20 protein-coding genes are annotated in these 24921 nt (G+C 66.4%); 10 read left to right on the top strand and 10 right to left on the bottom strand.

Features of this window, described 5'->3' with window-relative positions:
* Positions 1–172: 172 nt before the first annotated feature.
* A complete protein-coding gene (locus ACWEH3_RS27730) occupies positions 173–1426 on the top strand; it encodes a serine hydrolase domain-containing protein (RefSeq protein ID WP_450021763.1) in 1254 nt (417 codons plus the stop codon).
* 406 nt (positions 1427–1832) lie between these two features.
* Here ACWEH3_RS27730 and ACWEH3_RS27735 read toward each other — a convergent pair whose 3' ends face one another.
* On the bottom strand, positions 1833–2300 hold the full coding sequence (locus ACWEH3_RS27735) for a MarR family winged helix-turn-helix transcriptional regulator (protein ID WP_355074309.1): 468 nt from the start codon (positions 2298–2300) through the stop codon (positions 1833–1835).
* Positions 2301–2409: 109 nt separating this feature from the next.
* On the opposite strand from ACWEH3_RS27735, the gene ACWEH3_RS27740 reads away from it, so the two are divergent.
* Together ACWEH3_RS27740 and ACWEH3_RS27745 are read left to right on the top strand one after the other, a co-directional pair.
* Positions 2410–3537 (top strand): NADH:flavin oxidoreductase, encoded by a 1128-nt coding sequence (locus ACWEH3_RS27740; RefSeq protein WP_450021765.1) that lies wholly within the window; start codon positions 2410–2412, stop codon positions 3535–3537.
* Between the two features lie 368 nt (positions 3538–3905).
* Positions 3906–4562, top strand: a complete 657-nt coding sequence (locus ACWEH3_RS27745) for a TetR/AcrR family transcriptional regulator (RefSeq protein WP_450021767.1) — start codon at positions 3906–3908, stop codon at positions 4560–4562.
* Between the two features lie 111 nt (positions 4563–4673).
* On the opposite strand, the gene ACWEH3_RS27750 is transcribed toward ACWEH3_RS27745, so the two are convergent.
* Positions 4674–6113, bottom strand: a complete 1440-nt coding sequence (locus ACWEH3_RS27750) for a DHA2 family efflux MFS transporter permease subunit (protein ID WP_450021769.1) — start codon at positions 6111–6113, stop codon at positions 4674–4676.
* A gap of 97 nt (positions 6114–6210) precedes the next feature.
* On the opposite strand from ACWEH3_RS27750, the gene ACWEH3_RS27755 reads away from it, so the two are divergent.
* Together ACWEH3_RS27755 and ACWEH3_RS27760 are read left to right on the top strand one after the other, a co-directional pair.
* Positions 6211–6885: a TetR/AcrR family transcriptional regulator gene (locus ACWEH3_RS27755; protein ID WP_450021771.1), complete on the top strand. Its 675-nt coding sequence runs from the start codon at positions 6211–6213 to the stop codon at positions 6883–6885.
* A gap of 292 nt (positions 6886–7177) precedes the next feature.
* Positions 7178–8629 (top strand): amidase, encoded by a 1452-nt coding sequence (locus tag ACWEH3_RS27760; protein WP_450021773.1) that lies wholly within the window; start codon positions 7178–7180, stop codon positions 8627–8629.
* A 48-nt stretch (positions 8630–8677) separates the two neighbouring features.
* Here ACWEH3_RS27760 and ACWEH3_RS27765 read toward each other — a convergent pair whose 3' ends face one another.
* On the bottom strand, positions 8678–9040 hold the full coding sequence (locus ACWEH3_RS27765) for a DoxX family protein (protein ID WP_450021775.1): 363 nt from the start codon (positions 9038–9040) through the stop codon (positions 8678–8680).
* Positions 9041–9100: 60 nt separating this feature from the next.
* Complete coding sequence (locus ACWEH3_RS27770) at positions 9101–9583, bottom strand: cupin domain-containing protein (RefSeq protein WP_450021777.1); 483 nt, start codon at positions 9581–9583, stop codon at positions 9101–9103.
* A gap of 80 nt (positions 9584–9663) precedes the next feature.
* Here ACWEH3_RS27770 and ACWEH3_RS27775 point away from each other — a divergent pair, with 80 nt between their 5' ends.
* Both ACWEH3_RS27775 and ACWEH3_RS27780 read left to right on the top strand, forming a co-directional pair.
* On the top strand, positions 9664–10530 hold the full coding sequence (locus tag ACWEH3_RS27775) for a LysR substrate-binding domain-containing protein (RefSeq protein ID WP_450021779.1): 867 nt from the start codon (positions 9664–9666) through the stop codon (positions 10528–10530).
* A gap of 332 nt (positions 10531–10862) precedes the next feature.
* Positions 10863–12326, top strand: coding sequence for a wax ester/triacylglycerol synthase family O-acyltransferase (locus ACWEH3_RS27780; protein WP_450021781.1), 1464 nt, complete (start codon positions 10863–10865; stop codon positions 12324–12326).
* 67 nt (positions 12327–12393) lie between these two features.
* On the opposite strand, the gene ACWEH3_RS27785 is transcribed toward ACWEH3_RS27780, so the two are convergent.
* Complete coding sequence (locus tag ACWEH3_RS27785; protein ID WP_450021783.1) at positions 12394–13425, bottom strand: DMT family transporter; 1032 nt, start codon at positions 13423–13425, stop codon at positions 12394–12396.
* Between the two features lie 77 nt (positions 13426–13502).
* Here ACWEH3_RS27785 and ACWEH3_RS27790 point away from each other — a divergent pair, with 77 nt between their 5' ends.
* The gene (locus tag ACWEH3_RS27790) at positions 13503–14036 is read left to right on the top strand and encodes an Lrp/AsnC family transcriptional regulator (RefSeq protein WP_452358411.1); all 534 of its coding nucleotides are present in this window, start codon (positions 13503–13505) and stop codon (positions 14034–14036) included.
* A 30-nt stretch (positions 14037–14066) separates the two neighbouring features.
* Here the strand turns inward: ACWEH3_RS27790 and ACWEH3_RS27795 are convergent, their stop codons facing one another.
* Positions 14067–15305, bottom strand: a complete 1239-nt coding sequence (locus tag ACWEH3_RS27795; protein ID WP_450021785.1) for an MFS transporter — start codon at positions 15303–15305, stop codon at positions 14067–14069.
* The gene (locus tag ACWEH3_RS27800; protein ID WP_450021787.1) at positions 15298–16644 is read right to left on the bottom strand and encodes an aKG-HExxH-type peptide beta-hydroxylase; all 1347 of its coding nucleotides are present in this window, start codon (positions 16642–16644) and stop codon (positions 15298–15300) included. Before ACWEH3_RS27800 ends, ACWEH3_RS27795 begins: the two co-directional genes overlap by 8 nt.
* Here ACWEH3_RS27800 and ACWEH3_RS27805 point away from each other — a divergent pair.
* Together ACWEH3_RS27805 and ACWEH3_RS27810 are read left to right on the top strand one after the other, a co-directional pair.
* Complete coding sequence (locus ACWEH3_RS27805; protein WP_450021789.1) at positions 16600–17373, top strand: hypothetical protein; 774 nt, start codon at positions 16600–16602, stop codon at positions 17371–17373. The genes ACWEH3_RS27800 and ACWEH3_RS27805 overlap by 45 nt on opposite strands.
* Before the next feature lie 16 nt (positions 17374–17389).
* The gene (locus ACWEH3_RS27810) at positions 17390–20440 is read left to right on the top strand and encodes an FxsB family cyclophane-forming radical SAM/SPASM peptide maturase (protein ID WP_450021791.1); all 3051 of its coding nucleotides are present in this window, start codon (positions 17390–17392) and stop codon (positions 20438–20440) included.
* Positions 20441–21015: 575 nt separating this feature from the next.
* Here the strand turns inward: ACWEH3_RS27810 and mhpA are convergent.
* Genes mhpA through ACWEH3_RS27825 form a run of 3 tightly spaced genes read right to left on the bottom strand, consistent with a single transcriptional unit; the run spans position 21016 to position 24655 of the window.
* Positions 21016–22590, bottom strand: a complete 1575-nt coding sequence (mhpA, locus tag ACWEH3_RS27815; protein ID WP_450021793.1) for a bifunctional 3-(3-hydroxy-phenyl)propionate/3-hydroxycinnamic acid hydroxylase MhpA — start codon at positions 22588–22590, stop codon at positions 21016–21018.
* The gene (locus ACWEH3_RS27820; RefSeq protein ID WP_450021795.1) at positions 22587–23525 is read right to left on the bottom strand and encodes a fumarylacetoacetate hydrolase family protein; all 939 of its coding nucleotides are present in this window, start codon (positions 23523–23525) and stop codon (positions 22587–22589) included. Before ACWEH3_RS27820 ends, mhpA begins: the two co-directional genes overlap by 4 nt.
* Positions 23522–24655, bottom strand: coding sequence for a VOC family protein (locus ACWEH3_RS27825; protein ID WP_450021797.1), 1134 nt, complete (start codon positions 24653–24655; stop codon positions 23522–23524). Before ACWEH3_RS27825 ends, ACWEH3_RS27820 begins: the two co-directional genes overlap by 4 nt.
* Between the last annotated feature and the right edge of the window lie 266 nt (positions 24656–24921).

The raw sequence follows: 24921 nt of genomic DNA on the forward strand, positions 1-24921 counted from the left end.
GGGCGGCCCCTACAAGTAGGGGCGCTCAGGGTCGTAACCGGGGGTGAGGTGGGGGCGATGAGCCAGGTGGAGTTCGTCGAGAGTGGAGGCCGGCGTGGGTCGAGCTATGAGAAGTGTTGCGGTGGCTGCCATTACGGCGGCAACGTGGATGTTCGGAATCGGTGCACCGGTAATGGCGCATGCCGAGCCGGACGGGGTGAGGCATTGCGCGGTCAGCAGTGGACGGTTACCCGAGACGGCGACCCCGGAGGAGGTCGGACTCGATTCGACCGCGCTGCGCCAGGCGGTGGCGCTCGCGTCGGATTCGACCCGCACGACGCTGCAGATCTTTCGGAACAATTGCCTGATCGCGACCGGACCGAACACCGTGCGGGCCGCCGGTGTGCCGTGGAATCTCTGGAGCAGCACCAAGAGTGTGGTTTCGATGGTAGCCGGGATCGCGGTCGACGAGCAGCGGCTGCGGCTCGATGACCCGATCGGCGCCTATCTGCCACCCGAACTCGGTGATGCCGGACATCGCGCGATCACGGTGCGGAATCTGCTCATCGAATCCAGCGGCATGCGGGTAGCGGTGGCCTCGGAGGGCATCACCGGGTTGGCGCAAATCGACCCGAATGTGGTGGCGCAGGCGCTGGCGATGCCGATCGATCAACAGCAGGGCACCGAGTGGCGCTACAGTCAGCGCGCTGTCGATCTGCTCGTGTACGTCATCCAGCGTGCGGTCGACGAGGACTTTCAGACGTACGCGCAACGAAAGCTCTTCGATCCGTTGGGAATTCCGCCGACCGACTACTTCTGGGGACGGGACCGCAGCGGAAACACCTACGGTTACGCGCATCTACTGCTGCCACCGGACGACTTCGCCAAGCTCGGACTACTGCTCACCAATCGCGGCCGGTGGGGCGGCCAGCAGATAATCTCCACGGATTATCTCGCGCAGGCAGGGCGGCCCGCACCGACGAACCCATGCTATGGCTTCCTGTTCGTGGTGAACGGGCCGGACTGTGGCAACTATTTTCCTGGACTGCCGCCGGATGCGATGCAGATGTCGGGAATGATGCGCCAGGACAATTTCGTGGTGCCGAGCCTCGGATTGGTGGTCAGTTGGACCGGTGTCACGGTTCCGGGCAGCGCGTTGAGCTTCCCGCACGATGTCCTGCGCGCGGTCGGCGCTGCCTTCCGGGAACCTCGCATACCCGCCGCGGCACCCTACGAACAGCAATCCGATGTCCAACTGTCCGATCCGATGATCTCGAACCCGGACGCGACACTCGCCGCACTCGGCATCGGCCCGATGGCCTACCCAGGTTGCAACCCGCTGTCCTGCCTGGGTAAACCCATGTCCGCGCCGTTCGCGAATTGGCCACCGGGTTGTTTCATACTCGGCTGCGTCGGCCCGCACCCGGCGACTCCTGGAATTCCGTAGCGGCACAACACGTCCCGGAGTCAGGTAGGACGAGGGATTCGACAATACATTCACCCTGCGTTTCCGCCACGACGAGACGCCCGACCAGCCGGGCGACGTCCCCGATGTGGTGAGACCGCCGGTAGTCCGTCTCCATGGCGATCATCCCGCCTCGGGCGCCGACCGCCGGCTGACGCGCTCGCCTCGAGCTGATATTTCCCGGCGGCCGATCCAGGGAGCCGAGCCGCCGCGACGCTGTCGCGCACCCTCCCCGGAAATTCATCAGCTACGCCCGGAAACGAGTAGTCGACTACTGGTGTCCGCCATCCAGCGTCCTGAAATTATCGCCAGGAGTTCGGCCGAGCGGCCGAAATGTCGGGGACGACAGCAGTATCAGCGCGGGCGGTGCGACCGGAGTCGTCGGCGCTTATCGGCCTGCGACCGACGCAGGTGAGTCCGCTCGGGTGACGAGCCGGGAGACGAAAACCCGTTCCAGCAGTTCGTACAGACAGTCGCGGTCCTGGTCACTGAGCCTGTTCAGGCCGTCCTGGGTGGCGCGCATTTTCGCGCGGATCGTGTCGGTTATCTGTTCGCCCTCGGGTGTGATGACGAGATTGGTGACGCGCCGGTCGGCTTCGCTGGCCTCTCGTCGCACGAGGCCACGCTTCTCCAGCCGGTTGATGATCCCGGTCACGTTGGAGGCGTCGCAGGCCAAGGTTTCGGCCAACGCGCGCATCGCGACGGGCCCTCGGCGCAGCACGGTCAGCGCCTTGCCCTGGCTCGCCGTCAGGTTCTCGCTCGCCGCCGCGACGGTGAAGTCGCCGTAGTAGACGCCGAGCGACACCGAGAGCAGCTCCATCAACTGGGCCGTGTCGACGCGGGGAGCTTCTGCCATGGCAACCAGCCTATCCGCAGAAACTTGACTATCTCAAATATTTACCCTTAGCGTGTGGCCATTGCTTGAAGTTCTCAACCATCGAAACCGTACCAACGAGGAGTACCCAGTGATCGTCACCGCGTCCGACGCCTCGCGCACAGCCGAGATCCTGTCCCGGCCCGTCGCGCTGAACGGCCTGACCGTCCCGAACCGCATCGTGATGGCGCCGATGACGCGCATGTTCTCCCCCGGCGGCGTGCCCGGTGACGATGTGCGGTCGTACTACGCCCGCCGTGCCGCCGCCGGCGTGGGCCTGATCATCACCGAGGGCACCTACGTCGGCCACGAGTCCGCCGGGCAGAGTGACCGTGTGCCGCGCTTCCACGGTGAAGAGCAGTTGGCGGGATGGGCGAAGGTCGCCGAGGACGTACACGCGGCAGGCGGCACGATCGTGCCGCAGCTGTGGCACATCGGCATGGTCCGCAACCAGGGGGACGCACCCTACCCCGATGCGCCCGCCGTCGGCCCCTCCGGTATTCGCGTCGACGGCACCGAGGGTCTCGGTAAGGCGATGACCCAGGGTGACCTGGACGACGTCATCGGCGCCTTCGCCGAGGCCGCGGCGGACGCCGAGCGCATCGGCTTCGACGGCGTCGAACTGCACGGCGCTCACGGCTATCTCCTCGACCAGTTCCTGTGGGCGCGAACGAACCGCCGTGACGATGCCTACGGCGGCGGCACCGTGGCCCGTACAAAGTTCGCCGCCGAGATCGTGGCCGCTGTTCGCGCGGCCGTCTCGCCCGGCTTCCCGGTGATCTTCCGTTACTCGCAGTGGAAGCAGGAGGCCTACGATGCACGGCTCGCCGAGACGCCGCAGGAGTTGGAAGCGATCCTGGCTCCGCTCGCCGCAGCCGGCGTAGACGCCTTCCACGCCTCCACCCGTCGCTACTGGCTCCCGGAGTTCGACGGCTCTGACCTGAACCTGGCAGGCTGGACCAAGAAGCTCACCGGCAAGCCCACCATCACCGTCGGCTCGGTCGGCCTCGACGGCGACTTCCTCCGTGCCTTCACCGGCGAGGGCGCCGAACTCGGTAGCCTCGACAACCTCCTCGATCGCCTGGAGCGCGAAGAATTCGACTTGGTCGCCGTCGGTCGCGCCCTGCTCCAGGACCCGGAGTGGGCGTCCAAGGTCCTGGCGGGGCGGATCGACGAGCTGAAGCCGTACGACGCGGCGGCACTGAAGACGCTGCGGTAAGCGAGTTCCCCTTTGTGGTAAGGATTCTCGCTGGCGCGAGCCGCAGCAGCATCGTTCGGGATACCGGATCGACGACGACGGCCCGCACTGGGACGACCGCGGTTGTACCTGGTGGGCGCTGAAGTGGTTCGGCGACGGCCGGGCAGTGCTGGTCGGAGAGGACGAATCGAGCGAGGTCAGGGGTACGAGCCGCGATCGATCTGCTGGCCGGAGCGCCGGAATGGTTGCCGCGGCACTACCTGCGGGACCTGGTCGCCGACTACGTGATCGGCTGTATCTACCTGCCGGGAGACCGTCACCACCGTAATCGTATCTGATGCAGTCATCAGATACGATTACGATGACAGTCGCCAACGGAAGAGGGATCCATGTCCGCCGAGCCCGTGGTGCGCAATCGCATCGACCGCCGCCGGCAACGTACCCGCAACGCACTGCTGGGCGCAGCACGGAAGTTCCTGGCGGAAGGACGTTCGGCGGTGAGCATCCAAGAGATCACCGACGCCGCCGACGTGGGATTCGGCTCGTTCTACAACCACTTCACCTCCAAGGAAGAGCTGTTCGACGAAGCCGTCCGCTCGGTGTTGCAGGTCTACAGCGAGATGCGCGACGAGATCGTGAAGCTGTACGACGATCCGGCCGAGGTATTCGCGGTGAGTTTCCGGATGACCGGCCGTCTCCAGCGGCAGGCGCCGGAGATAGTGCGGGTGCTGCTGAATTCCGGCATGCCGGTGCTGCTTCGGGACGAGGGCCTGGCCCCGCGTGCCCGCCGCGACATCATCGCCGCCCAGGAGGCGGGCCGGTTCGAGCCGATGGACCCGGACATGGCCGTCATGGCCGCGGGCGGCGCACTGCTGGGCCTGCTGCAACTCCTGGACGCCCAACCCGGGGCCGATGCGGGCGCGCTGACCGACGAGATGACCTTCCATGTGCTGCGCATGTTCGGCATGAACAAACGTTCGGCACAAAAGCTCGTCTCCCACCCCCTGCCCCCGCAGCCGCAGCTGGAGCTAGTTCCTGACCCATAGTTGCCGGTGGCATCGCCATGCTCGGAGGGGCGCACGTCTACCCGATCGACCGGTCGGTCGTGGTGAGAAGCGCCCGAGGGACGAAACCGCTGCCCCCGATGGTCGCCTGCTTCAGTTGCCGAGAGAGTCACCGGCCGCGTCGAGGCGTCCACCCCGTGCGGCCAACACGGCCGCGGGAATAATGGCGATCAGCGCGGCTCCCAGCACCCAGGTGAAAGTGGTCGCGAAGGCCTCCGCCTGCTCCGAGTGCTGGATCCCGCTGTCTCTCAGCCCCTGCTGCAGGATCACCACGAACACGGCCGTGCCGATGGACCCGCCGATGCGCTGCATGATGTTGAGTTGGGGTGTGGCGTCCGCCATCTGAGCCGGGCCGAGGTTGCGCAGCGCCACCGTCATGGCGGGTGTCGCGGCCAGTCCGATGCCGAGCCCACGCACGATCATCGCGGCGGCCAGCAGCCAGTACGGCGTGTCGCCGGTAACGAACAGGAACGGCACCGTGGCGACGACACCGATCACCGCGCCGATCACGCTGGTGAGCCCGCCGAGCCGCTCGACCATGGGTGCCGACAGCCCCATGGCTACGGCCGCGCCCAGCCCTTGCGGGGCCAGCAACATTCCGGTGTGCGCGGCATCCTGATCTCGGATCACTTGAAAATACAGAGGAAGCAGCACCATCGCCCCAAAGGTCACCGCGCCCAGCACCAGCGTCGTGACCGCACCCGCACCGAACAGCGGATCCCGCCACAGCCGCAGATCGAGAACAGGATGCGCGGATCGCATCGCGTGCACGACGAAAAGGCCGATGACGGCGACCCCGGCCAGGACCGGAACCAGCACCTGCGGATCGGTGACACTCCGGACTCCGGCGCGAGCCAGTCCGAAAGTGACGCCCACTGTCCCGAGTGAAATCATCATCAGTCCAACGACATCCAACGGACCTGCGGCTTCGGCCGGCTCGTCGGGCTGGAGCAGTCGCCACGCCAGCACCAGACCCAGCACGCCGAATGGCACGTTGATCAGGAAGATCCACTGCCAGCCCGCGTATTGCAACAACAGCCCGCCGAGGGTCGGCCCGATGACGGGTGTGAGCACCATCGGCAGTCCCGCCGCCACCATGGCTCGCGCCATGCCGCGCTGCCCAGCGCTGGTGATCAGGATCAACTGCCCGACGGGAATCATCAGTCCCGCGCCGAATCCCTGCGCGACGCGGGCGACGATCAGGGCACCCACGGAGTCCGCGAGTCCGCAGGCGATCGAGGCGACGGTGAACAGGCCGAGCGTGCTCATATAGAGCCGCTTGGGCCCGACCTTGCGGGCAGCCCAGCCGCTGGCGGGCAGCACCGCCACCTGCACAAGGAGATAGGCCGTGACGACCCACTGGATGGCGTCCAGCGACGCATCCAGGGCCGTAGCCAGGGAGTGCAGAGCGACATTGACGATCGTGGCGTCGAGGAAGGCGAGCACCGCGCCGACCAATACGACGACCACGGCCCGACGTGCCTGCGGGCTCAGCCCGGTGGTCACGCTGTCGGAAATGTTGAAAGCAGTCACCTTCGCAGTGTCATCCATACGGCTAACTCTGTCAACCAGTTGGATGATAATCCATCCGACTGGTTGAACCAGTCACCCGAACCGGTAACCTGATCGCATGGCCAAAGCCCGCGGCACGGATCCGACGTCCGAAGTCCCGCCCCGCCGTCCGCGCCGCGCCCCCAGCGCCGACGAACGCCGCCGCGACGCGGAGCGCTCCCGTCAGGCTCTGCTGGATGCGGCCCTGGATGAGTTCTCCGCAAAGGGCTTCGACGGTGCGCGGATCCAAGACATCGCCGCTCGCGCGGGGGTGAACAAACAGCTCATCGCCTACTACTTCGGCGGCAAGGAAAACCTTTATCAAGAGATTCAACGGAACTGGCCGGAGGCCGAGGCCGAGCGTGCCGATCCGGCACTTCCCCTCGACGAGACCGCCGCCCGCTACCTCACCGCCGCGCTGGCGGACCCACGCCCGGCCCGCCTGGTTATCTGGCGCGGGTTGACCGGGGGCGGCACCGAATCCGACTACATCGACGACGCCACGGTCATCGACACAGATCTGGCCAACCTCCGCCGAGCAAAGGAGCGCGGCCAGATAGCCCCCGAGCTGGATCCCGCGTTCGTCCGCATGGCCGTCATGAGCATGGTCCTGGCGCCCCTGATGCTTCCCGAGGCCGCCCTGCGAGCCACCGGAAAGACTCCCGGCTCACCGGAATTCGAGGAGTACTACCGCACCCAACTCCGCGCCCTTATCCGCCGCCTCGGCACTGCCGAATCACCGGAAGGGGCCTGATCCGGACTCTTCCCAGGGGCGGCGACGCTCGGGTCGGCGAAAGTGATTACGAACGCGCTGACCGCACGGAGAACACAGACGAGCATTGAGACATACATCCCGTTGCCCGGCACGGCATTCTTATGCCCTGCGCTCATGGAGTCGACCCGCTGCCGGCGCTGTGACCTGCGTCGGAATGTCCTGCGATGGCAGAACGAGCGCGTGACTTCACCGGTGCAGGTAGTCCGCTCGACTTTCCATTGCGCGAAGCGGCATTTTATGTCCTCTCCGGCAGGCCAATAGCGTCGGATTCATGGATTGGAATTTTCAGTCGGCGGAAGAACTCGCGGCCGCCTTGCATGCTGGTGAAGTGACCTCGGTGGAACTGACCGACGAGGCGATCGCCCGTATCGAGCGCGACGACAAGGCGATCAACGCGATCTGCGTACCGGATTTCGATAATGCGCGGGCCGCCGCATGCGCTGCCGACCAGGCGCGCGCCCGGGGCGAGGACCGGCCGCTGCTCGGTATTCCGGTGACGGTCAAGGAGTGCTACAACATCGCCGGGCTGCCCACGACCTGGGGCATGCCGCAGTACAAGGATCATGTGCCTGCCGAGGACGCGGTACAGGTGTCGCGGCTGAGGGCCGCCGGCGCGGTGCTGCTCGGAAAGACCAATGTGCCGTTGATGCTGCGAGATATCCAAAGCTTCAACGAGATCTATGGAACCACCAACAACCCGTGGGACCACAGCCGCACGTCGGGTGGGTCGTCCGGCGGTTCGGCGGCGGCCCTGGCGTCCGGATTCGGCGCGCTGTCCATCGGCTCCGATCTCGCAGGCTCGCTGCGCACCCCCGCGCATTTCTGCGGCATCTACGCGCACAAGCCGACACTCGGACTGGTGGCGTCCCGCGGTATGGTCGCGCCGCCCGCGCCGGCATTGCCGGTCGATCTCGATCTCGCTGTTGTCGGTCCGATGGCGCGCACCGCCCGCGACCTCACGCTGCTGCTCGACGTGATGGCCGGACCGGACCCGCTGACCCACGGCGTCGCCTACGACGTCGCACTGCCGCCCGCGCGCCACGAACGGCTGGCCGACTTCCGTATCCTGATCATCGAGGACCATCCGCTCATTCCGACCGGCTCGGCGGTGCGGGCGGGCGTGAACCGGGTCGCCGAGGCGCTCGTCGAGGAGGGCGCCCGCGTCGAACGGCACAGCCCGCTGCTGCCTGATCCGACCGAAGCCGCGACGCTTTATATGCAGCTGATGCTGTCGAACGCCGCCGCGGGTCTTCCCCTCCACGTGTACCAACAGCTGCAGGCCCAAGCCGCCGCGCTGAGCGCGGACGACCGGAGTCTCGACGCGGCGCGGCTGCGCGGCATGGTGCTCAGCCACCGCGACTGGGTCGAGGCGAACAACCGTCGCGAACTCCACCGCCACGGCTGGCGGCAGCTCTTCGCCGAGTTCGATGCCGTAGTGTGCCCCGTCACGCCCACTCCCGCCTTCCCGCACGACCACAACGGAGGCCTGGAGAACCGGCACATCGACATCGACGGCGTCGGATACCCGTACTTCGACCAGCTCGTCTGGGCCGGTATGGCCACCATGCCCGGCCTGCCCGCCACCGCCATCCCCGCGGGCCGGTCGCCCGAGGGGCTGCCGGTGGGAGTGCAGCTCATCGGTCCGCTGTTCGAGGACCGCACCCCGCTGCGGCTGGCCGAACTGCTCGAGCAGAAGATCGGCGGCTTCCAGTCGCCGAACTAGGGTGCACCACCGGGTGCCGGTCGAGCGGAGGACGAAAATCCCGCGAGATCACACCCAGATGGTTGCGAGCCAAACGGTCACGACTGCCATGAGAAGAAGGGTGATGTTGAGGGCGACTTTGTGGTCTGCGCCGGTCAGATGGACCGGGATCGCACCGAGTTGCAGGAGTACGAACCCGATGGCCGCGGCAACGGCGAGCCCGGGCGTCAGTCCGGTCAGAGGTGGAAGGATCAGCCCGAGTGCGCCGAGTACTTCGAGTGCGCCGACGGTCCGGATCACGCATAGTGGTATGCGGTCCACCCAGGACATCATGGGCCGGAGTTGATCCCGGCTTCGGACGATCTTCAGTCCGCCTGCGTAGAGGTAGAAGAGGGCGAGCAGGCCGGCAGTGATCCAGAACGCGATGTTCACGATTCCATCCAAAGGTGGCATGTGCGGGCCGAGGCGAAAACACCCCGGCCCACTTGGGGTTCAGGCGAAGTCGGTGGCAGGCTCGGTGGCGTAGTGGCTCATCACCTCGATGTTCACCTGCGGTGTCAGTTCCCGGCTGTCGGCGACCATGGCCTGGAGGTCGCGGAAGTACTGCACGTACAGGTCGGGGGTGAAGGTGCTGAGCATGACGGCTGGTCGATCGGTGATGTTGGCGAAGGTGTGCGGGGCGCCGGGCGGGACCATCACCAGCGTGCCCGCTGTCACGTCATGGTCGGTGTCGCCGACGGTGAACCGCAGCGTGCCGGAGATGATGTAGAACCCTTCGTCGTGCTGGGCGTGCCGATGCTGCGGTGGTCCGGGAGTGTGTGGGGGAATGACGGATTCGGCCAGCCCGAGGCGGTGCCCGGTGTTGCTGCCATCCTCGAGGACACGCATTCGCGTGGCGCCCAGGACGATCAGCTCTCCCTCGCCGGGGCCCACCACTGAAACAATTGTGCCGGGGTTGTTCTCGTTGTCGGACATGTTCCGATTGCACCGCCGAGATGTCGCGGGTGTCCAAGACCTGTTCTGCGCTGCCGATACCGGACGGGTATCGTGCCAGCGTGGAGCTGCGTACGCTGCGCTACTTCGTAGCTGTTGCCGAGGAACGCCATTTCGGTCGCGCCGCCGCCCGTCTGCACATGAGCCAGCCGCCGCTGAGCCGCGCCATCCGGCAACTGGAGTCGGAAGTCGGTGCGGCCCTGTTCGACAGGTCGCCCACCGGTGTAGGTCTGACCCGGGTCGGGGTGGTGCTGCTCGACGAGGCGCGCGCTCTGCTCGATCAGGCCGAGCGCGCCACCGTGCGGCTCGCCGCCGCGGCCGGAACCGCGAACCTCACCGTCGGCATCCTGGGGGATGGCACCGACCCCGGCGTCACCAAACTCGCCGCGGCCTACCGCCACAAGCATCCCGAGGTCGACATCCGCATCCGCGACACCGATCTCACCGACCCCACCTGCGGACTGCGGGCGGGCCTGGTCGACGTCGCCGTGACCCGCGCCCCCTTCGACGACACCGCCCTGACCGTGCGTGAACTGCGTGCCGACCCGGTCGGGGCGGTCTTGCGCGCCGACGATCCACTGGCCCGCCGCGACCACCTGACGCTGGCCGACCTGGCCGGCCGCCGCTGGTTCCAGTTCCCCGACGGCACCGACCCCACCTGGCAGACCTATTGGAACGGAGGACAGACACGCGAAGGTCCGGTAGTGCGGGTCGTTCAGGAATGTGTACAGGCCGTGCTCTGGAACGGCACCGTCGGCATCACCCCGCTCGGGCACAAAGTGCCCGAGGGACTGGGCGCCGTCCCCCTGATCGACATGGCACCGAGCAGGGTGGTGGTTGCCTGGAACGAGGCCGACACCAACCCCCTGATCCGATCGTTCGTGCAGATAGCCACGCTCGCATACCTCGATCCCCCACCTCGGCCGTGAAGGCGACTCGGTCCACGAGCCCGCCGACCAGGTCGTTCCACTGTATTTCAGCCGCCACCCCGACGCTCTGGCAGCGTGGCATCCGGCGGGTGATCTACTCCACCAACGCGTCAACTCGTTCGATGCCCGCTTCCGGCGCACGATCCGTGTTACGGCAGTCAGGCGGTTCGGCTCGGTCAGGGATGGACCTTCGGCCCTGCCGCCAGGTGGTCCCGAAGACGATGATGTGGAGAAAAGAGGGGGTCCGGCTATGAGCCGGACATCGAGCTGAGCCGCGGGAACGGAGCGGAACCGCAGTAGCTGTCCAGGCCACGAGTAAGGGAGGTGAGGTCATGGCCGAGACCCCTCTGTTGGAACGGGTGACCGCTTCGGACCTGTTCCTGCTGCTCTGGGACGACTACGGCTGGTGCACCGACATCGGCGGGCTCGCCATCCTCGACGGCACAAGCCTGCTCGACGTGGACGGCAGCGTCCGACTCGACGCGGTCCGGCGATACCTCGAGCCGAGAATGCACTCGGTGCCTCGCTTCAGGCAGCTGCTGTGCCGGCCTCGGCTCGGGCTGGGCTGGCCGCTGTGGATCGACGCGCCCTATTTCGACCTCGCTGAGCACCTCCACGTCCGTGCGCTTGCCGCGCCTGGCGACCAGGACCAGTTGCTCCAGATATGCCAGCAACTGGCCCGGCGACCGTTCGATCCCACCCGGCCGCTGTGGGAGCTGTGGCTGCTGCCCGGCCTGCCGGACCAACGAGTCGGCGCGTTCTTGAAGCTGCATCACGTCCTCGCCGATGGCCCGGCCGCGATGGCCGCCTTCGGGGCGCTGCTCGACCGGACCGCCGACGCGCCCGTCGAGGGTGCACCGCCGTGGACGCCTACACCCACCCCGTCCACCGGTGAACTGCTCCGCGACAACCTGCGACGCCGCCGACACGAGCTACGGCTCGGGTGGTCGGCCCTCGCCCATCCGAGCAGAACATTGCGCCTTGCGCGCCGTGCGTTGCCGGCCTGGCGGGAGGTGCTTACAGAAAGGCCTGCCCCACGAACCAGCCTCAACCACCCCGTAGGCCCCGAGCGCCGACTGGCCATCGTCCGCGGCCGCCTCGACGCCATCAAACTTGTCGCCCACGCCCAGCACGCCACAGTCAACGACGTAGTGCTCACCGCGGTTGCCGGTGGCCTGCGCCAGCTGCTGACAAGCCGCGGCGAGGATGTCCACGGGCTCGTCCAGCGCGCGATGGTGACCATCTCCCACCACGAAGCGCGGCCCGGGGAAGCGCAAGGCAACACGCCCGGATGGATGATGGTGCCGCTGCCGGTCGGTGAGCCGGACTCGTTGTGCCGGCTCACGTCGATCGCCGCGCAGACAAGCGCACGGAGGGACAAGCCTCGCCCCGAGGCGGGCAGCGGGATCTTCAGATTCGTTGCCGGTCAGCGCATCTGGTACCGGCTGTTTCCGCGGCAGCGGTCAGTGAACCTGGTCGTGAGCAACGTCCCGGGTCCGCCGATGCGGCTGTACCTCGCCGGCGCACCGCTGCTGGAGGTGTTTCCCGTGCTGCCGCCCATGGGCAACCTGACACTTGTCGTCGCCGCCCTGTCGTACGCCGGTCAGCTCAACTTCACAGCCGCCGCGGACCGGGACAGCTGCCCGGACGTGGAGGTGTTCGCCCGCGGGGTGCGCGGTGCACTCGATGACCTCGTGCAACCGATCCTGGGGTCTGAGACGGCTGGTGGGGCCGGTGCAAGGGAGTCGGTACCGACGCCTGAGGCACCGGTTACGCCGCGTCGGTCACCGCGGTGATAGATCCCGGCGCCAGCGGCGGGAAGCAGGCGCGGTGCAGAACGCCCCTTCTGGCCGTGGCAGAACTCTAAACACTGGATCTATTGTCGGACGATCCAATGGACGGTCGGTGCTCAGCGCACGAATTGTCGACGCATGCGGGTCGCGGCCATCGACCCGCCCGACTGGTCAGAGACCGAGACCTGCACGGGTCCGCATACGGAGAAGGCCGGGGCGAGCGATGCTCGACCGATCCGAGTGTCACCCCGGCGACGATGATGACGCCGCCGAAGACTTGCGCCAGCCGGACCGTCTCCGCATTGATCACCACGGCACCGAGCACACCGAACACCGGCACCAGGTTGAGGATGTTCACCGCGACGCTCGAGGCCATCCGGCGTAGGCCGTAGTTGTAGAGCAGGAATGCGCCGACGGAACATGCCACGGCCAGATATGCGAGCAGCGCCGAGGCCGTGGCGTCGGGTACCCGCCAATGCTTCGACTCCGGTAGCGAGGCGAACAGGAAGCCGGCGGCGCCGGCCATGGTCTGGTAGTAGGTGAGGGTCACCGCGTCCTGCCCGTGCCCCGCATACTTGCCCAGCATGTTGTACCCGGCCCACACCAGTCCGCCGAGCAACAGCAGAATGTCGCCGGACCAGCGACCGCCGCCTCCCACGTCCGCCCCGTTGTGAACGACGAGGAAAGCCCCCAGGGCAGCCAGCAGCACACCGCCGACCCGGAGCGGCGGCATTCTGCTCCGAAAGACCACCAGCTCCAAAAGCATGGCCATCAATGGGTAGGTGGCCACGATCAAAGAGGCGTCGGAGGCCGTCGACAGCTCGACGCCGATGTTCTCCAGCACGAAGTAGGCCGTAATTCCAAGCAGCCCACTGAGGTAGATCAACCGCCGCCGACGGGCATCCGGCCTGACAGTCGGGTTGCGGCGCAGGAGCATGATGATCCTGAGCAGTACCGCGGCGAGCGTGAAACGGATGGCCCCGATGCTCAGCGGGCCGACGTCCGCCAGCACCAGCTTGGTTACCGCGTACGAGCTGCTCCACAACAGCGCGGCCATTACGACCGAACAGATCGCCAAGACTTCGGCCTGTCGCTCAGCCACTTCCCATGCCCCTTACCGTCCGAAAACTCGTGACCTCTGTTCGGCCGCTTCATCAGAGGCGAACCATGAACGGAGATATGGCGATCAAGGTAGCAATCAGCAGGGCATCCTGGCAGGATGTCCGAATTAGATTCGGAGTTTCAGCAGAGAGACAGAATATGGATGAACTAGATTCGGCATTACTTCGGCTTCTGCAGTTGGACGGTCGGCGCACCAACCGGGACATGGCCCAGGAGTTGGGCATCGCACCCTCGACCTGCTTGGAGCGGATTCGCTCCCTCCGTGAGCGCGGCGTGCTGCTGGGATACCACGCCGAGGTAGACCTCCCCTCGCTCGGCCGGGGGCTGCAGGCGATCATCGCCGTACGGATACGACCGCCGACGCGTGCGGTCATCGAACAGTTCCAAGCCTTCGTAACGCGAATGCCCGAGGTGATCGAAATCTTCACGCTCACAGGCACCGACGACTTCCTCCTTCATGTGGCCGTTCGCGACACCGACCATCTCCACTCGGTGGTCCTGGACAAGCTGACCGAGCGAAAGGAACTCGCAGACGTACGCACCTCAGTGGTCTACGGACACCTACGGAAGAACGTCGTCGAGCCGATTTGAAGCCTCCCGCTCGACGAGCAGGCTCGCGCCTCAGGAATCGGATGATGTCAGTGCAAGCGGTAGATCGCGAGAGCGGGTGGTGTGAGTACTTGCGTATGCGGCGAGTGTGAACATGGCCGCGAGTGCTGACCATCGCGTGGCGACGGCGCCCACTGTGGACAACAGATAGCCCGCCCCCAGCGCGCCGAGCGCGACCGCGCCGCCGCAGAACAGTGCCATCGTCGCGACCGCGCGACCGAGCGTCTGTTCGGGGATCACATCGAGCCGGGATACCGTCAACGCGACGTTGCTGACGACCCCCACGCCGCCGATGCCACACCAACACGCGGCCAGCACAAACGGATCGGCGCTGAGCGCCATTGGAACGAGCAGCGCCGTCCATGCCCACAGCGCGCCCCGATAGACATTCTGCGAAGGGAAGCGAGTGGTGAGCCGTGATGCCGCGGCGGCGCCGAGTACTCCGCCGACGCCCGCGGCGCCGAGCACCACGCCGACGGTCCACGCGGGACTGCCGCCGTTCTTCAGTTCCACCAATATCAGCAGCAAGACGAGCTGAATGACAATATTCGACAGTCCGATCATTGCCGTCGACGTCCGCAGGAAAGGTTCGGTCCAAACGACACGGAAGCCGTCGGCGATCGTACGCCGGACCGAATGACGCTCGGGCTCGGCGGCTTTCCGCGGTGCTGTCGAGTCCGGACGGATCAGCAACAGTGCGACGAGGCAGTAGAGATACGACACGGCGTCGGCGATGAACGGCAGCCAGCGGGCCACGCCGTAGACCGCCGCACCTGCTGCTCGTCCGGCCAGGATGGCGATCGGTTGCTCGGCCTCGAGGAACGAGAACGCGGCGGGTCGCTGTGCGTGCGACACCACGTCGCGGATCGCGCCCAGCTCACTGAGGCCGACGAAGACGTAGACACTGCCCTCGATGAACGCGGTGACACCGACTATCAGCGCGAGGCTCGACATCTCGGCAGCGACCGCTGCGGCCGCCAGGCAGGCCGCGATCAACCCGGTGATCTGGCATATCACCAGGGTTCGGATCCGGTTGAAATAGTCCGCGACGATGCCGGCCGCGATCTGGAAGATCAGACTCGGCAGGTTCAACGCGAAACCGACCCATCCCGCCGCGGCGGGCGAGCCGGTCACCGCGAGAACCAGCATCGGGTAGGCGATTCGGACGCCGTGGAAGCCCACGAGCGATGTCGCGTTTCCGGACCACAGCAGCAGGAAGTTCCGGTTGGTGTGGATTCCCGATCTACCCATGAGTGCGCGGATACCTCGACAACCACCGCACCAGATCGACGATCTCGACACCTTCGGCATCCGCCAGCAGTACCTGGTACAGGTGGGCGGCGACCTCGGCCCTGTCATCGAGAACGCTGAAGTCATCGTCCGGGTGGAGCTTCGGCAACGCCAGCGCCAAGCCCGCCCACAACTGTGGCCGGAGCGGGTCGACGCGCAGCTCCTCGGTGTACAGCGCGACCGCCGCGGCCAGGTCCCCCGCAAGATAGGCGCGGTCGCCGCGCGGCTGCTCGGGGATCGACAGAGCTTCGGCCGCGGCGTGGTCCAGCAGCTTCAGCTGCGCTGGAAGGTGCAGGCGGCGATGGTCGTTCGGCACGGCGCTCTGGTCCACCAGACCCGCGGGCGGCAGGCCGTCGGGCCGCGGCGCCTGCGCGATCCAGCACACGGCCAACTCGGCGATGCCGGCGATGTCCGGTGTCAGGTTCCGCACCTGCCAGAACGTCCGATGCGCTATCGCCACCTCGGACGCGGCGACCCTGACCGCCGGGGGCACGTCCTCCTCTCCCCAGGGGCGCATTTCAGCGCTGAGCGCGTTCAGGAATCGCGAACCCGCCTCCGTGAGGAGACTCGAGGTCGATGCCTGCGCGACGGCACCTTCCACCTGTAGACGCCACAATTCGAAATCGACATTCGCCTGCATCGATCGGTGGCAGTCGGCGTGACGATGTATTCGCCAGAAGTCGGTGACTCCGAAGAATGCGTAGATCCCGTGCAGCAGCCCCATGATCGGACGCGGGTCGTCTCGCCACGGCGCGTAGAAGCGGCACACCGGATCGGGATCGAACAGCACGATCTGATCGGTCAGCAGCGTGAACTTGGTGTGCTGGACCTCATGGATCAGCGTCAGCGCCAGCTGGCATGGGTCCGCGGGGGCCGTGGTGTAGACACAGCCGACTCCGTTGAATGCGGTGTGGCTCGTGCTCGCCGCGAGTGGTTGTGCACTCAGCGGCGCCAAAGACTGCAAGCAACTGCGCATCGGCTCGAGGTACCGATCGAAGTCTCGGCGCAGCAGTGCCCAGGCCGCCGCGAAATCCTGTTGCCACGTGCGGGCTTGGGCGGTCGTGAGCCGGGGCGGCTGCTGACCCTCCAGCAAGTGCCGGAACGGGTCCAGGTCGTCCAGGAACACCTCCCGTTCCGCATCCGCCCCCCGCAATCGCCGCAGCGGCAGCCAGGCGGGATCGGACTCGTCATCCCGGGACGGGACGAGAACCGTGTTGGTTCCCCGAGTGAAGCGCAGTGCGCCGTCCCGTGTCCAGTGCAGTTCAGCCTCGACGGCGACGAGAGCGGTAACGACAGGCATCGCCGGGATCGGCGGGGCGCCGGGAGCTACACGCGCGTCGCGGCCGGGATCGCGCAACTGACGGCGGACGAGAACCGGCACCTGTTCGCCGGCCTGCTCTGCACCATCGATGTGGCCAACGACCCGGTGCGCACCTACGAAGCGCTGCTGGCCTGTCGACCCCCGGCGGTCGACTTTCTCCTCCCGCACGGCACCTGGACGACGCCACCACCGGCGCGGACCGCCGACCACACCGCTACCCCCTACGCCGACTGGCTCATCTCGGTGTTCGATCGCTGGTTCCGGGCGCCGGAGCTGGAGACCCGGGTCAGGATCTTCGACGACATCATCGACCTGCTGCTGGGCGGCTCCGTGACATCGGAGTTACTCGGGCTTGCCCCCATCCAGCTGGCCGTGATCGAAACCGACGGCACTCTGGAACAGGTCGACGAGTTGAAGTCGGCTTTCGCGGGGGCCACCAAGTTGCGCACCGCGAACGTGGGCAATCCGCTCGACCTCGCACTGCTGGAACCCGCGATCGTCGCTCGTCAGATCGGCGCGGATGCCCTGAGTGAAACCTGCCGGGCATGTTCGATCCACAACGTCTGCGGCGGCGGGCATTACGTGCACCGGTATCGCGCCGATAACGGCTTCCGCAATCCCTCCGTGTACTGCGCGGACCTGACGAAGCTGATCCACCACATCGGAGCACGGGTCCGCACCGACCTCGCCGCCGCCGCCGATCACTGACGACAGGAGTGCAACCATGTCCGCCCCGACCATCGGTATCGACCATGCAGCGGCCGAGCTGTTCACCGGTCACGGCACGGAGGCAGCCGTCGTCCGGATGACTTCGGACATGCTGACCGTACGACTGGTACTACTGCGATCGCTCATCACCGAAGTCACCGCTCACCACCCGGAAATCGACGACGCCGCCGGCCTTTCCGATGCCTATCGGGTCCTGACCGAGCTGGAGGAGTCGCATCCGGGCGCGGTCGAGGCACTGCTGGTCTACCCGCACACCGGGGTGTGGCTCGGCCGCGTGCTCCAGCGCTTGCGCAACGCCTCGGACGATCGGGAACCAACTCCGTTGTGGGCCGACTGCGGCTACCTCGGCTGGTTGGCGGCGGCCGCCGTGGTCACCAATCTGCCCAGCGGATCGATGCGGGTTGTCGTACGCAACGGTGAAGTCATGCTGCCCGGGATCGGGATGGCGCGGGTTGGATCCGCAGGTGACTACGGCCACTGCAAGCTGAACTGGGTGGATGGCGCGATACGCATCGTCGCTGACGGCAGCGGCCCGATCTCGGTGGCGTCGCCTGCGGACGAGTCCGACCCGGCGTGGCTGCCGCTGCGGCGGTTGCACGGCGGGAACGGCGAACCGGAGGTCGTCCTCGATGATCTCGACCCGTTCCGCGACCTGCCCTCGGGTACGGCACCGCGGCTCACGGCCGACGAATTCCGCACTTGGCGAGAGGATTTCGCGCAGGCCTGGCACCTGCTACACCGAGACTTCCCCGGCTATCTGACGCCGATGCGTGCCTGCCTGCGGCTACTGACGCCGCTCACCGCGCGACCGGTGGCGGCCACCGTCGGCCACACCGCCTTCAGCGGGACCGGCTGTGTGTACACCACAGCCCCCAAGGACTCTTGTGAAATGGCGGTGTCGCTGATTCACGAGATCCAGCACAGCAAACTCGCCATGCTCGCCGATCAGGTGCTGATAGTGGATCCCGACCCGACGTGTCGCTTCTACGCGCCGTGGCGCGATGATCCACGGCCGATCCTCGGTCTGCTGCACGGGATCTACGCCTTTTTCGGGGTCACCGACTTCTGGCGGGTACACCGGCACGCCGACTGCCATCGATCGATGCGGGCGCACATCGAATTCGAGCGCTGGCGTACACAACTGGCGACCGCTATGGAGGAGGCATCCGGTTCGGGCCTGCTGACCGAGCGGGGAGAGGAGCTCATGAGCGCGCTGACCGCGGGCGTCCGGCCGTGGGCCGACGAGGACGTGCCGGCGGAGGCGCGCGACGCGGTGGCCGAGATTCTGGTGGCGCATCGTACTTCTTGGCAGGTGCGCAATCGTACATCCGACGACGCCGAGCTGGCCGAGCTGGCGGAGCTGTGGGTCGCGCGAGCGGAACGTCCGGCGAAACTGCCGTCCATACGGTACGTGGATCAGGAGACGATCCCGGATCGCCACCGCGATCTGCATATTCCCGTGCGGCCCAGATTGCACGACCCGGCCGCCGCTTCGAGCGTCACGCCCGCTGATCTGCCCCGCGGCACTCGCGCCTACCTGGCCGGCGAGCCGGCCGAGGCCATCGAGTTGTACGCCCTGGAGCTGCGCGGCGACCCGCTGCACCCGCAGCTCTGGGCTGGTCTGGCCTTGAGCCTGCCGGAACTGTTCCCCGACAACGACTTCGGCGTTCTCAACGATCGGGCCGAGGTGGCGGCGCGCCTGTACCAGCGGCTGCTGTCCGACGGCACCGAGACCGACGTCGTCGAGCTGGTGCGGTGGTTGTCCGACGCCCACGCACCGATATCTGAAACCAGGAATCGAGAGCATACAATGGAACCGACATCGGTGGCACTGGGGCTGCCCACAGTGCGGAAGTCATGGCCCGGAACGGGACTCGACGTGGCCGAATTACAGCGCAACGGATTCGAGCCGCTTCCGTTTACGGACTTTCTCCTCAAGATTCACAGCCGATGCAATCTGGCGTGCGATTACTGCTACATCTACGAAATGGCCGATCAGAGTTGGCGGGAGCAACCGAAGGCGATGCGCCGGGAGGTTTTCGACGACGCCCTCCGAACAATCGCCGACCATGTTCGCAGGTTCGGCCCACCCGCGGTGAGTCTCGTCTTCTTCGGCGGCGAACCGCTCATGGCGGGTCATGCCGATCTCGAGTATTTCGCATCGCACGCGCGGGCGGCGCTGGAGCCGATTACCGCCGTCACCCTCACTCTGCAGACCAACGGCGTGCTGCTCGACGATGAGTTCCTGAGGATCTGCGACGACTGGGACATCAGCATCACCGTCAGCCTCGACGGTGATGAGCACAGTCACGACCGCCATCGCCGGGACCGCCGCGGCGCGGGGAGCTACTCCCGGGTCGCTGCCGCCCTCGAGAAATTGACGGTCGGCGATCGGCGGCATCTGCTCAGCGGCCTGCTCTGCGTCATCGACCTCGCAAACGACCCCTTGCAGGCCTATGAAGGCTTGCTCGCGTTTCAGCCCCCGGCAGTCAATTTCGAGTTTCCATTGGGCAATTGGACGACGCCGCCCCCCGGGTTCTCCGCAGATCCCGGAGCGACGCCCTATGCGGACTGGCTGATCACGATCTTCGACCGCTGGTATGGCGCGCCGCAACTGGACACGCGGATCCGAATGTTCGAGAACATCATGGACCTGATACTGGGCGGGACCGTGGAATCGGAGGTATGGGGCCTCGGCCCCATACGCATAGCGGTGATCGAAACCGACGGGAGTGTAGCGCAGATCGATGACTTGAAGGCGACCTTCTCGGGTGCGACCAAACTGCCGTCCGGCCGACGCAATCCGCTCGACCAGGCCATGCTGGAACCCGAGATAGTGGCGCGCCAGATCGGCGTGGACGCGCTCAGCGACACCTGCCGCGCCTGCTCGATACACAGCGTGTGTGGTGGCGGTCACTACGTCACGCGATACCGTGCGGGCGACGGCTTCCGTAATCCCTCGGTGTATTGCGCCGACCTGACCAAATTGATTCGCCACATCGAATCGCGAATGCGCGCCGACGTCGCCGCGGCACTCCACGGGTGACCACTGCCAGGGCGCATGGATCGTCGTCGGAGGCTGGGTGCGAGCGCCGCGCAGACCTTGCCGAACGTTTGGAAACCGCGCGGTCACGCCTACGGATACGCCCATCCGCTGGTCCCGCCGAACAATTTCGCAAAGCTCGGCCCCATCGGTCGCGGGTTCGTATCGACACTGTGCCGCAAGCGAAGCGGAACATCGAGCCAGTTCGCCCTGGTCCGCTACGGTGGCCCGCGCAGAGAGAACCGTGGAAGTGGGTTCGGCAGGTCGGCGAGGCACCCGCACTGCGGATGCGGGCTGCAGGCCTTCGGTTCCCACTGCATCCTGTGCCAAGGGCTGGGCATTCCGGGCAGCAACGGGTGGTCGAGCGTGCATTCCGGGACAAGATCGCCCAAGGTGATCTTCCGACGGAATGCGCTGTTGCGGTTGGCGTTCCACCGGTCGCCGGGACATGATGGTTCCGTGATGCTGGCGGGATGTCGCCGTATTCGTGGTTCCTCCGTCGGGCCGGTTCCTGTCGTTCGCCGAGCGGGAGGAGATCTGGCCGGTCACCTGCTGGTCGGTCACCTCGGCCGCGACGCTCAGCTCGGACGTGTCCGCGGAACACTCGGCGCGAACCGCGGGAGCGCCGCGCACAGAGCAGGCAGGTTTCCCCGGCAGCTCTGCACGATGCCGTCCGGCCGGACCAGCAGCGCGCTCACGTGGCCGCGGCGAATCCAGCGGTACAGATCCGTGTGGGGCTCGGGGCGCAGCACGACACCGCCGCGTTGTTTCACGATCGCCTGATCACCTGGCGATAATTCGGCCGTGGTGATGATGGCGTATCGCCCTATAACGACGTCGTCCACGCGCCGCCCATCGACCAAGCGGTCGTTCGGGACGAGCCGGCCGGACAGACCTCTACGCGTCCGCGGCGCCTCCACCAGCGAGGAACGGCGGAGGGGCGGGGACTCTCCGCTGGTGACCATGCCGGTGAGGCCGGGCACGACGCGCAGTCGCGGTGCGATGAGGTTACGCAGGCGGTTACCCATTTCTCCGCCTTCGGTCATCGTCAGGCCGGTGAACTTGGCCAGCCTTATCATGGCCCGTGCGTGTGGTCTTCGCTCGGCTTCGTAGGTATCGAGCACCCCCTCGGGCAGCTCACCGCGCAGCACTCCGGCCAGCTTCCAGCTGAGATTGGCGGCATCACGCAAACCCGCACCCATCCCCTGCCCGATGAATGGCGGGGTCAGATGGGCGGCGTCCCCGAGCAGGAACACTCGCCCACTGCGCCACCGGTCGGCGAGCTGAGCACGAAAGGTGTACTCGGCGACCCGCACCAGTTCGGATCGCTCGTAGGCTGCTTCGTCGAGCCACGGGGCGAGCAACGGCCGAAGCTGGAGGAGATCCCGATAGTCGGTCGCGGTCTCAGCCGGGTGCAACCGGAATTCCCACCGGTATCGGGTCCTTCCGATGCGCATGAAGGTGGCCGCTCGCGACGGATCGCAGATCTGTTGTACGCCCTCCCAATGACCCAGGTCGGCCGTCGTCGCAATGTCGACCACCAGCCACCGCTGGTCGAATCGCAGATCCTGCATGCGTCCGCCGATCGCACCGCGCACCAGACTGTTCGCCCCGTCGCAACCCAGGACGTACCGCGCTCGAACGGACTCGGCCCGCCCGGTGGTCCTGTCGTCGAATTCCACTTCGACGCAGCCGATTCTCTCCGTAACAGCGGTGACCTCGGCGCCGCCCCGCAGTGTCACGCCCGGGTAGAGACTCAGGTTGGTGCGCAGGATCGCTTCCAGTTCCGGCTGGTCGAACAGGTTCGCCTCCGGATGGCCGTTGCGGCCACCGGCCGGGTCGCGATCGAACTGCGCCAGTACCCGATGATTCGGATCCACCAAGCGCAGCCCCAGCGCGGGCCGGGAAATGGCGTCGAATTCGTCGCCGATGCCCAATCGTTCCACGATCCGCCTGATCTCCCCGTCGAGGTGGACCGCCCGCGGCTGCGGGTATACCCCCTCCCAGCGCTCCAGCAGCAGCGACTCGACGCCGTACTGCGCCAACAGCGTGGCCGCGGTAAGGCCGGCCGGACCCGCGCCGACGATCACAACCGGAATCCGGGGCCAGAGAAGTTGCTCGGCCGAGGTCTCGAGGGTCGAATTGTCGGTCATCGGGCGTACCGCACGACCGTGCGCTGGCGGCCCAGGTCGATCGCTCCGTCGTCGGTGCCGATCACGGCCTCGACGGTGTCGCCATCCTTCAGATACTTCGGATTCTTGGCCTGTCCCTGGAAGAACATCTTCCATTTGACCTTTGGCGGCAGCAACGAACCGATGATCTCCACCGCCTTGGGCGGGGCGCTGATCGCGGTGCCGACAGGGGTACCGGTGAGCAAGAGGTCCCCCGCGTCCATCCGCTGGAAGCGGGTCAGCGCGCGCAGGGTCTCGACTGGCAGGTAGATCATGTCCGCGACCGTCATGTCCTGTCGCACGTGACCATTGACCGACAGTCGCAGCCGCAGATCCCCGAACCGCTTCAGCTCATCGTGGTCCAGCAGAACCAGCGCCGGGCCGACAGGGGTGAACGTCGGGTACGACTTCGCCTCGTAGAACTGGGTTTTCGGCAATTGGACGTCGCGCGCCGAGATGTCGTTCGTGACGACAAGGCCCGCGACGTAATCCGCGAGGTTCTCCGCCGTGATGTCGGATCCGACCGGCATTTCGCGTCTGAATACGAGGCCGATCTCCACTTCGTAGTCGAGAAGTTGGACATGGGCGGGCCGGATGACGTCGTCATGAGGTCCGCTGATCGATCCGGACGACTTGCGGAAGAACGTCAGCGGCACCGTCTCGGGGTCCATGCCGGAGTCCTTCACATGGGACGCGAAGTTGGTCATCTGCGCTACCACGCGGCACGGTGCGGTCACCGGCGAGATCAACTCGAGGCTCTCCACAGCGATGCCTTCCGAGCTGACGGCCGCCGCGGCGATCGCGGAACGATCGTCCAGCAGCTCTCGCGTGGTCCTCGCCGCGGTGTCGATACGCGCGGCACCCGCGGGTGTCTGCACCCACCAGGCGTCGGCGGTACGTAATACGGATGTGCTCATGAGTTGGCCACTTTCAGTAGGCCGCGCAGGCGGCGTAGATCGAATTCGTTGTCCTCGCGCAGCGCGTGGGCGATCGCGCATAGTTCACGCAGAGATTCGCCTCCCGGCTTGATGCCGAGGAAGTCTTTGGTAGCCGGCGGGCCCCACTGCGCCAGGCCGGAAGCCGTCATCGGGGCCCAGCCGGGCTCGAGGCTGCAGTCGAACATGTCCCCGTCACTGAAATGTTCGACCATGAAGCCGTCGGGGTCACGCCAATAGTCGAAGATCTGACTGCCCTCGATATGGCGGCCGATCCCCCACGACCGGCGGTAGCCCTGCTCACGCAGATACTCGCCGCCCGCGGCGAGCGCGTCCAGATCCGCCACTTGATACGCGGAGTGCACATACCGGTTGGACGGTCCCAGCGTCAGTGCGAGCGTGTGATGATCAGCCGGAACCGAACCCCGGTCGCAGCGAATGAAGCTCATGACCGGCCCGCGCTCACGCTGACCCGGGTAGTAGAGGAAATCGCTGACAATCAGACCCAGCGTCGCCAGATACCAATCGAGGGTTTCCCGGTACTTCGTTGTTTGTAAAACGACATGACCGAGCCGTCGCACACGCGCGGGCGCCCGTGGCGGTCGCTGGGTGGCGTTCACTCGGACAACCTCGTGCCCGAGATTGAACATATGCGGCTGCTGCGCCGGCAAGGCCGCCAGCTCATGCATGTCGGCGACCACCCGTACCCGCAGCCGGCTCGGGTCGGTGAGATCGACGGTCATTCCCCCCAGCGACTCCGGCAGCAGCACCGGTCGAGCGCCGGTCGCGTCGGCCAGCCGCAGTAGGTCGGCGGGATCAGCCGCACGGTAGGCCGGACCGACGAATCGCGTGCGATCCCCGCGGCGGATGAGCACGCAGGGCGAGCCCGGATCGGTTCCGCGCAGCCGCACCTCGTCGGCCGTCCGCATCGCGGTGGCGAAGCCGAAGGCGTGCGCGAAGGTTTCCGCTCTGTCCAAGTCGGGCTTCTCGAACTCCAGCCAGGCGAGATCCAGCACTTTGACCACCGGATTGCGCGCACGACCGGGATGCTCGCCGGCCAACGCACCCCGCTCGCTGTGCAGACCGCTGTGCACACCGTGATGGCCGCTCATCGACCACTCCCTTCCGAATACTGACGATATCGTCACTCATGAACAGGCACTCAGTCAAGAGGATCTGACATTTTCGTCAGTATTGACCCGGAATGCTCCGATGGCGGGCGAGTACGTAAGGAGGTCATCGATGGCCGAACGGGCCGGTGCCGCGAATTATGTCGTCGCCGAGTCGTCGAGCCCGCGGCGATCGAGTCCACACCGAGCGCGTGCAGAACGCGCTCTCGAATGGCTCGCGGCACCAGGTACCCGAGCCGGACGCCGAT

It is taken from the genome of Nocardia sp. NPDC004718, assembly GCF_053601535.1.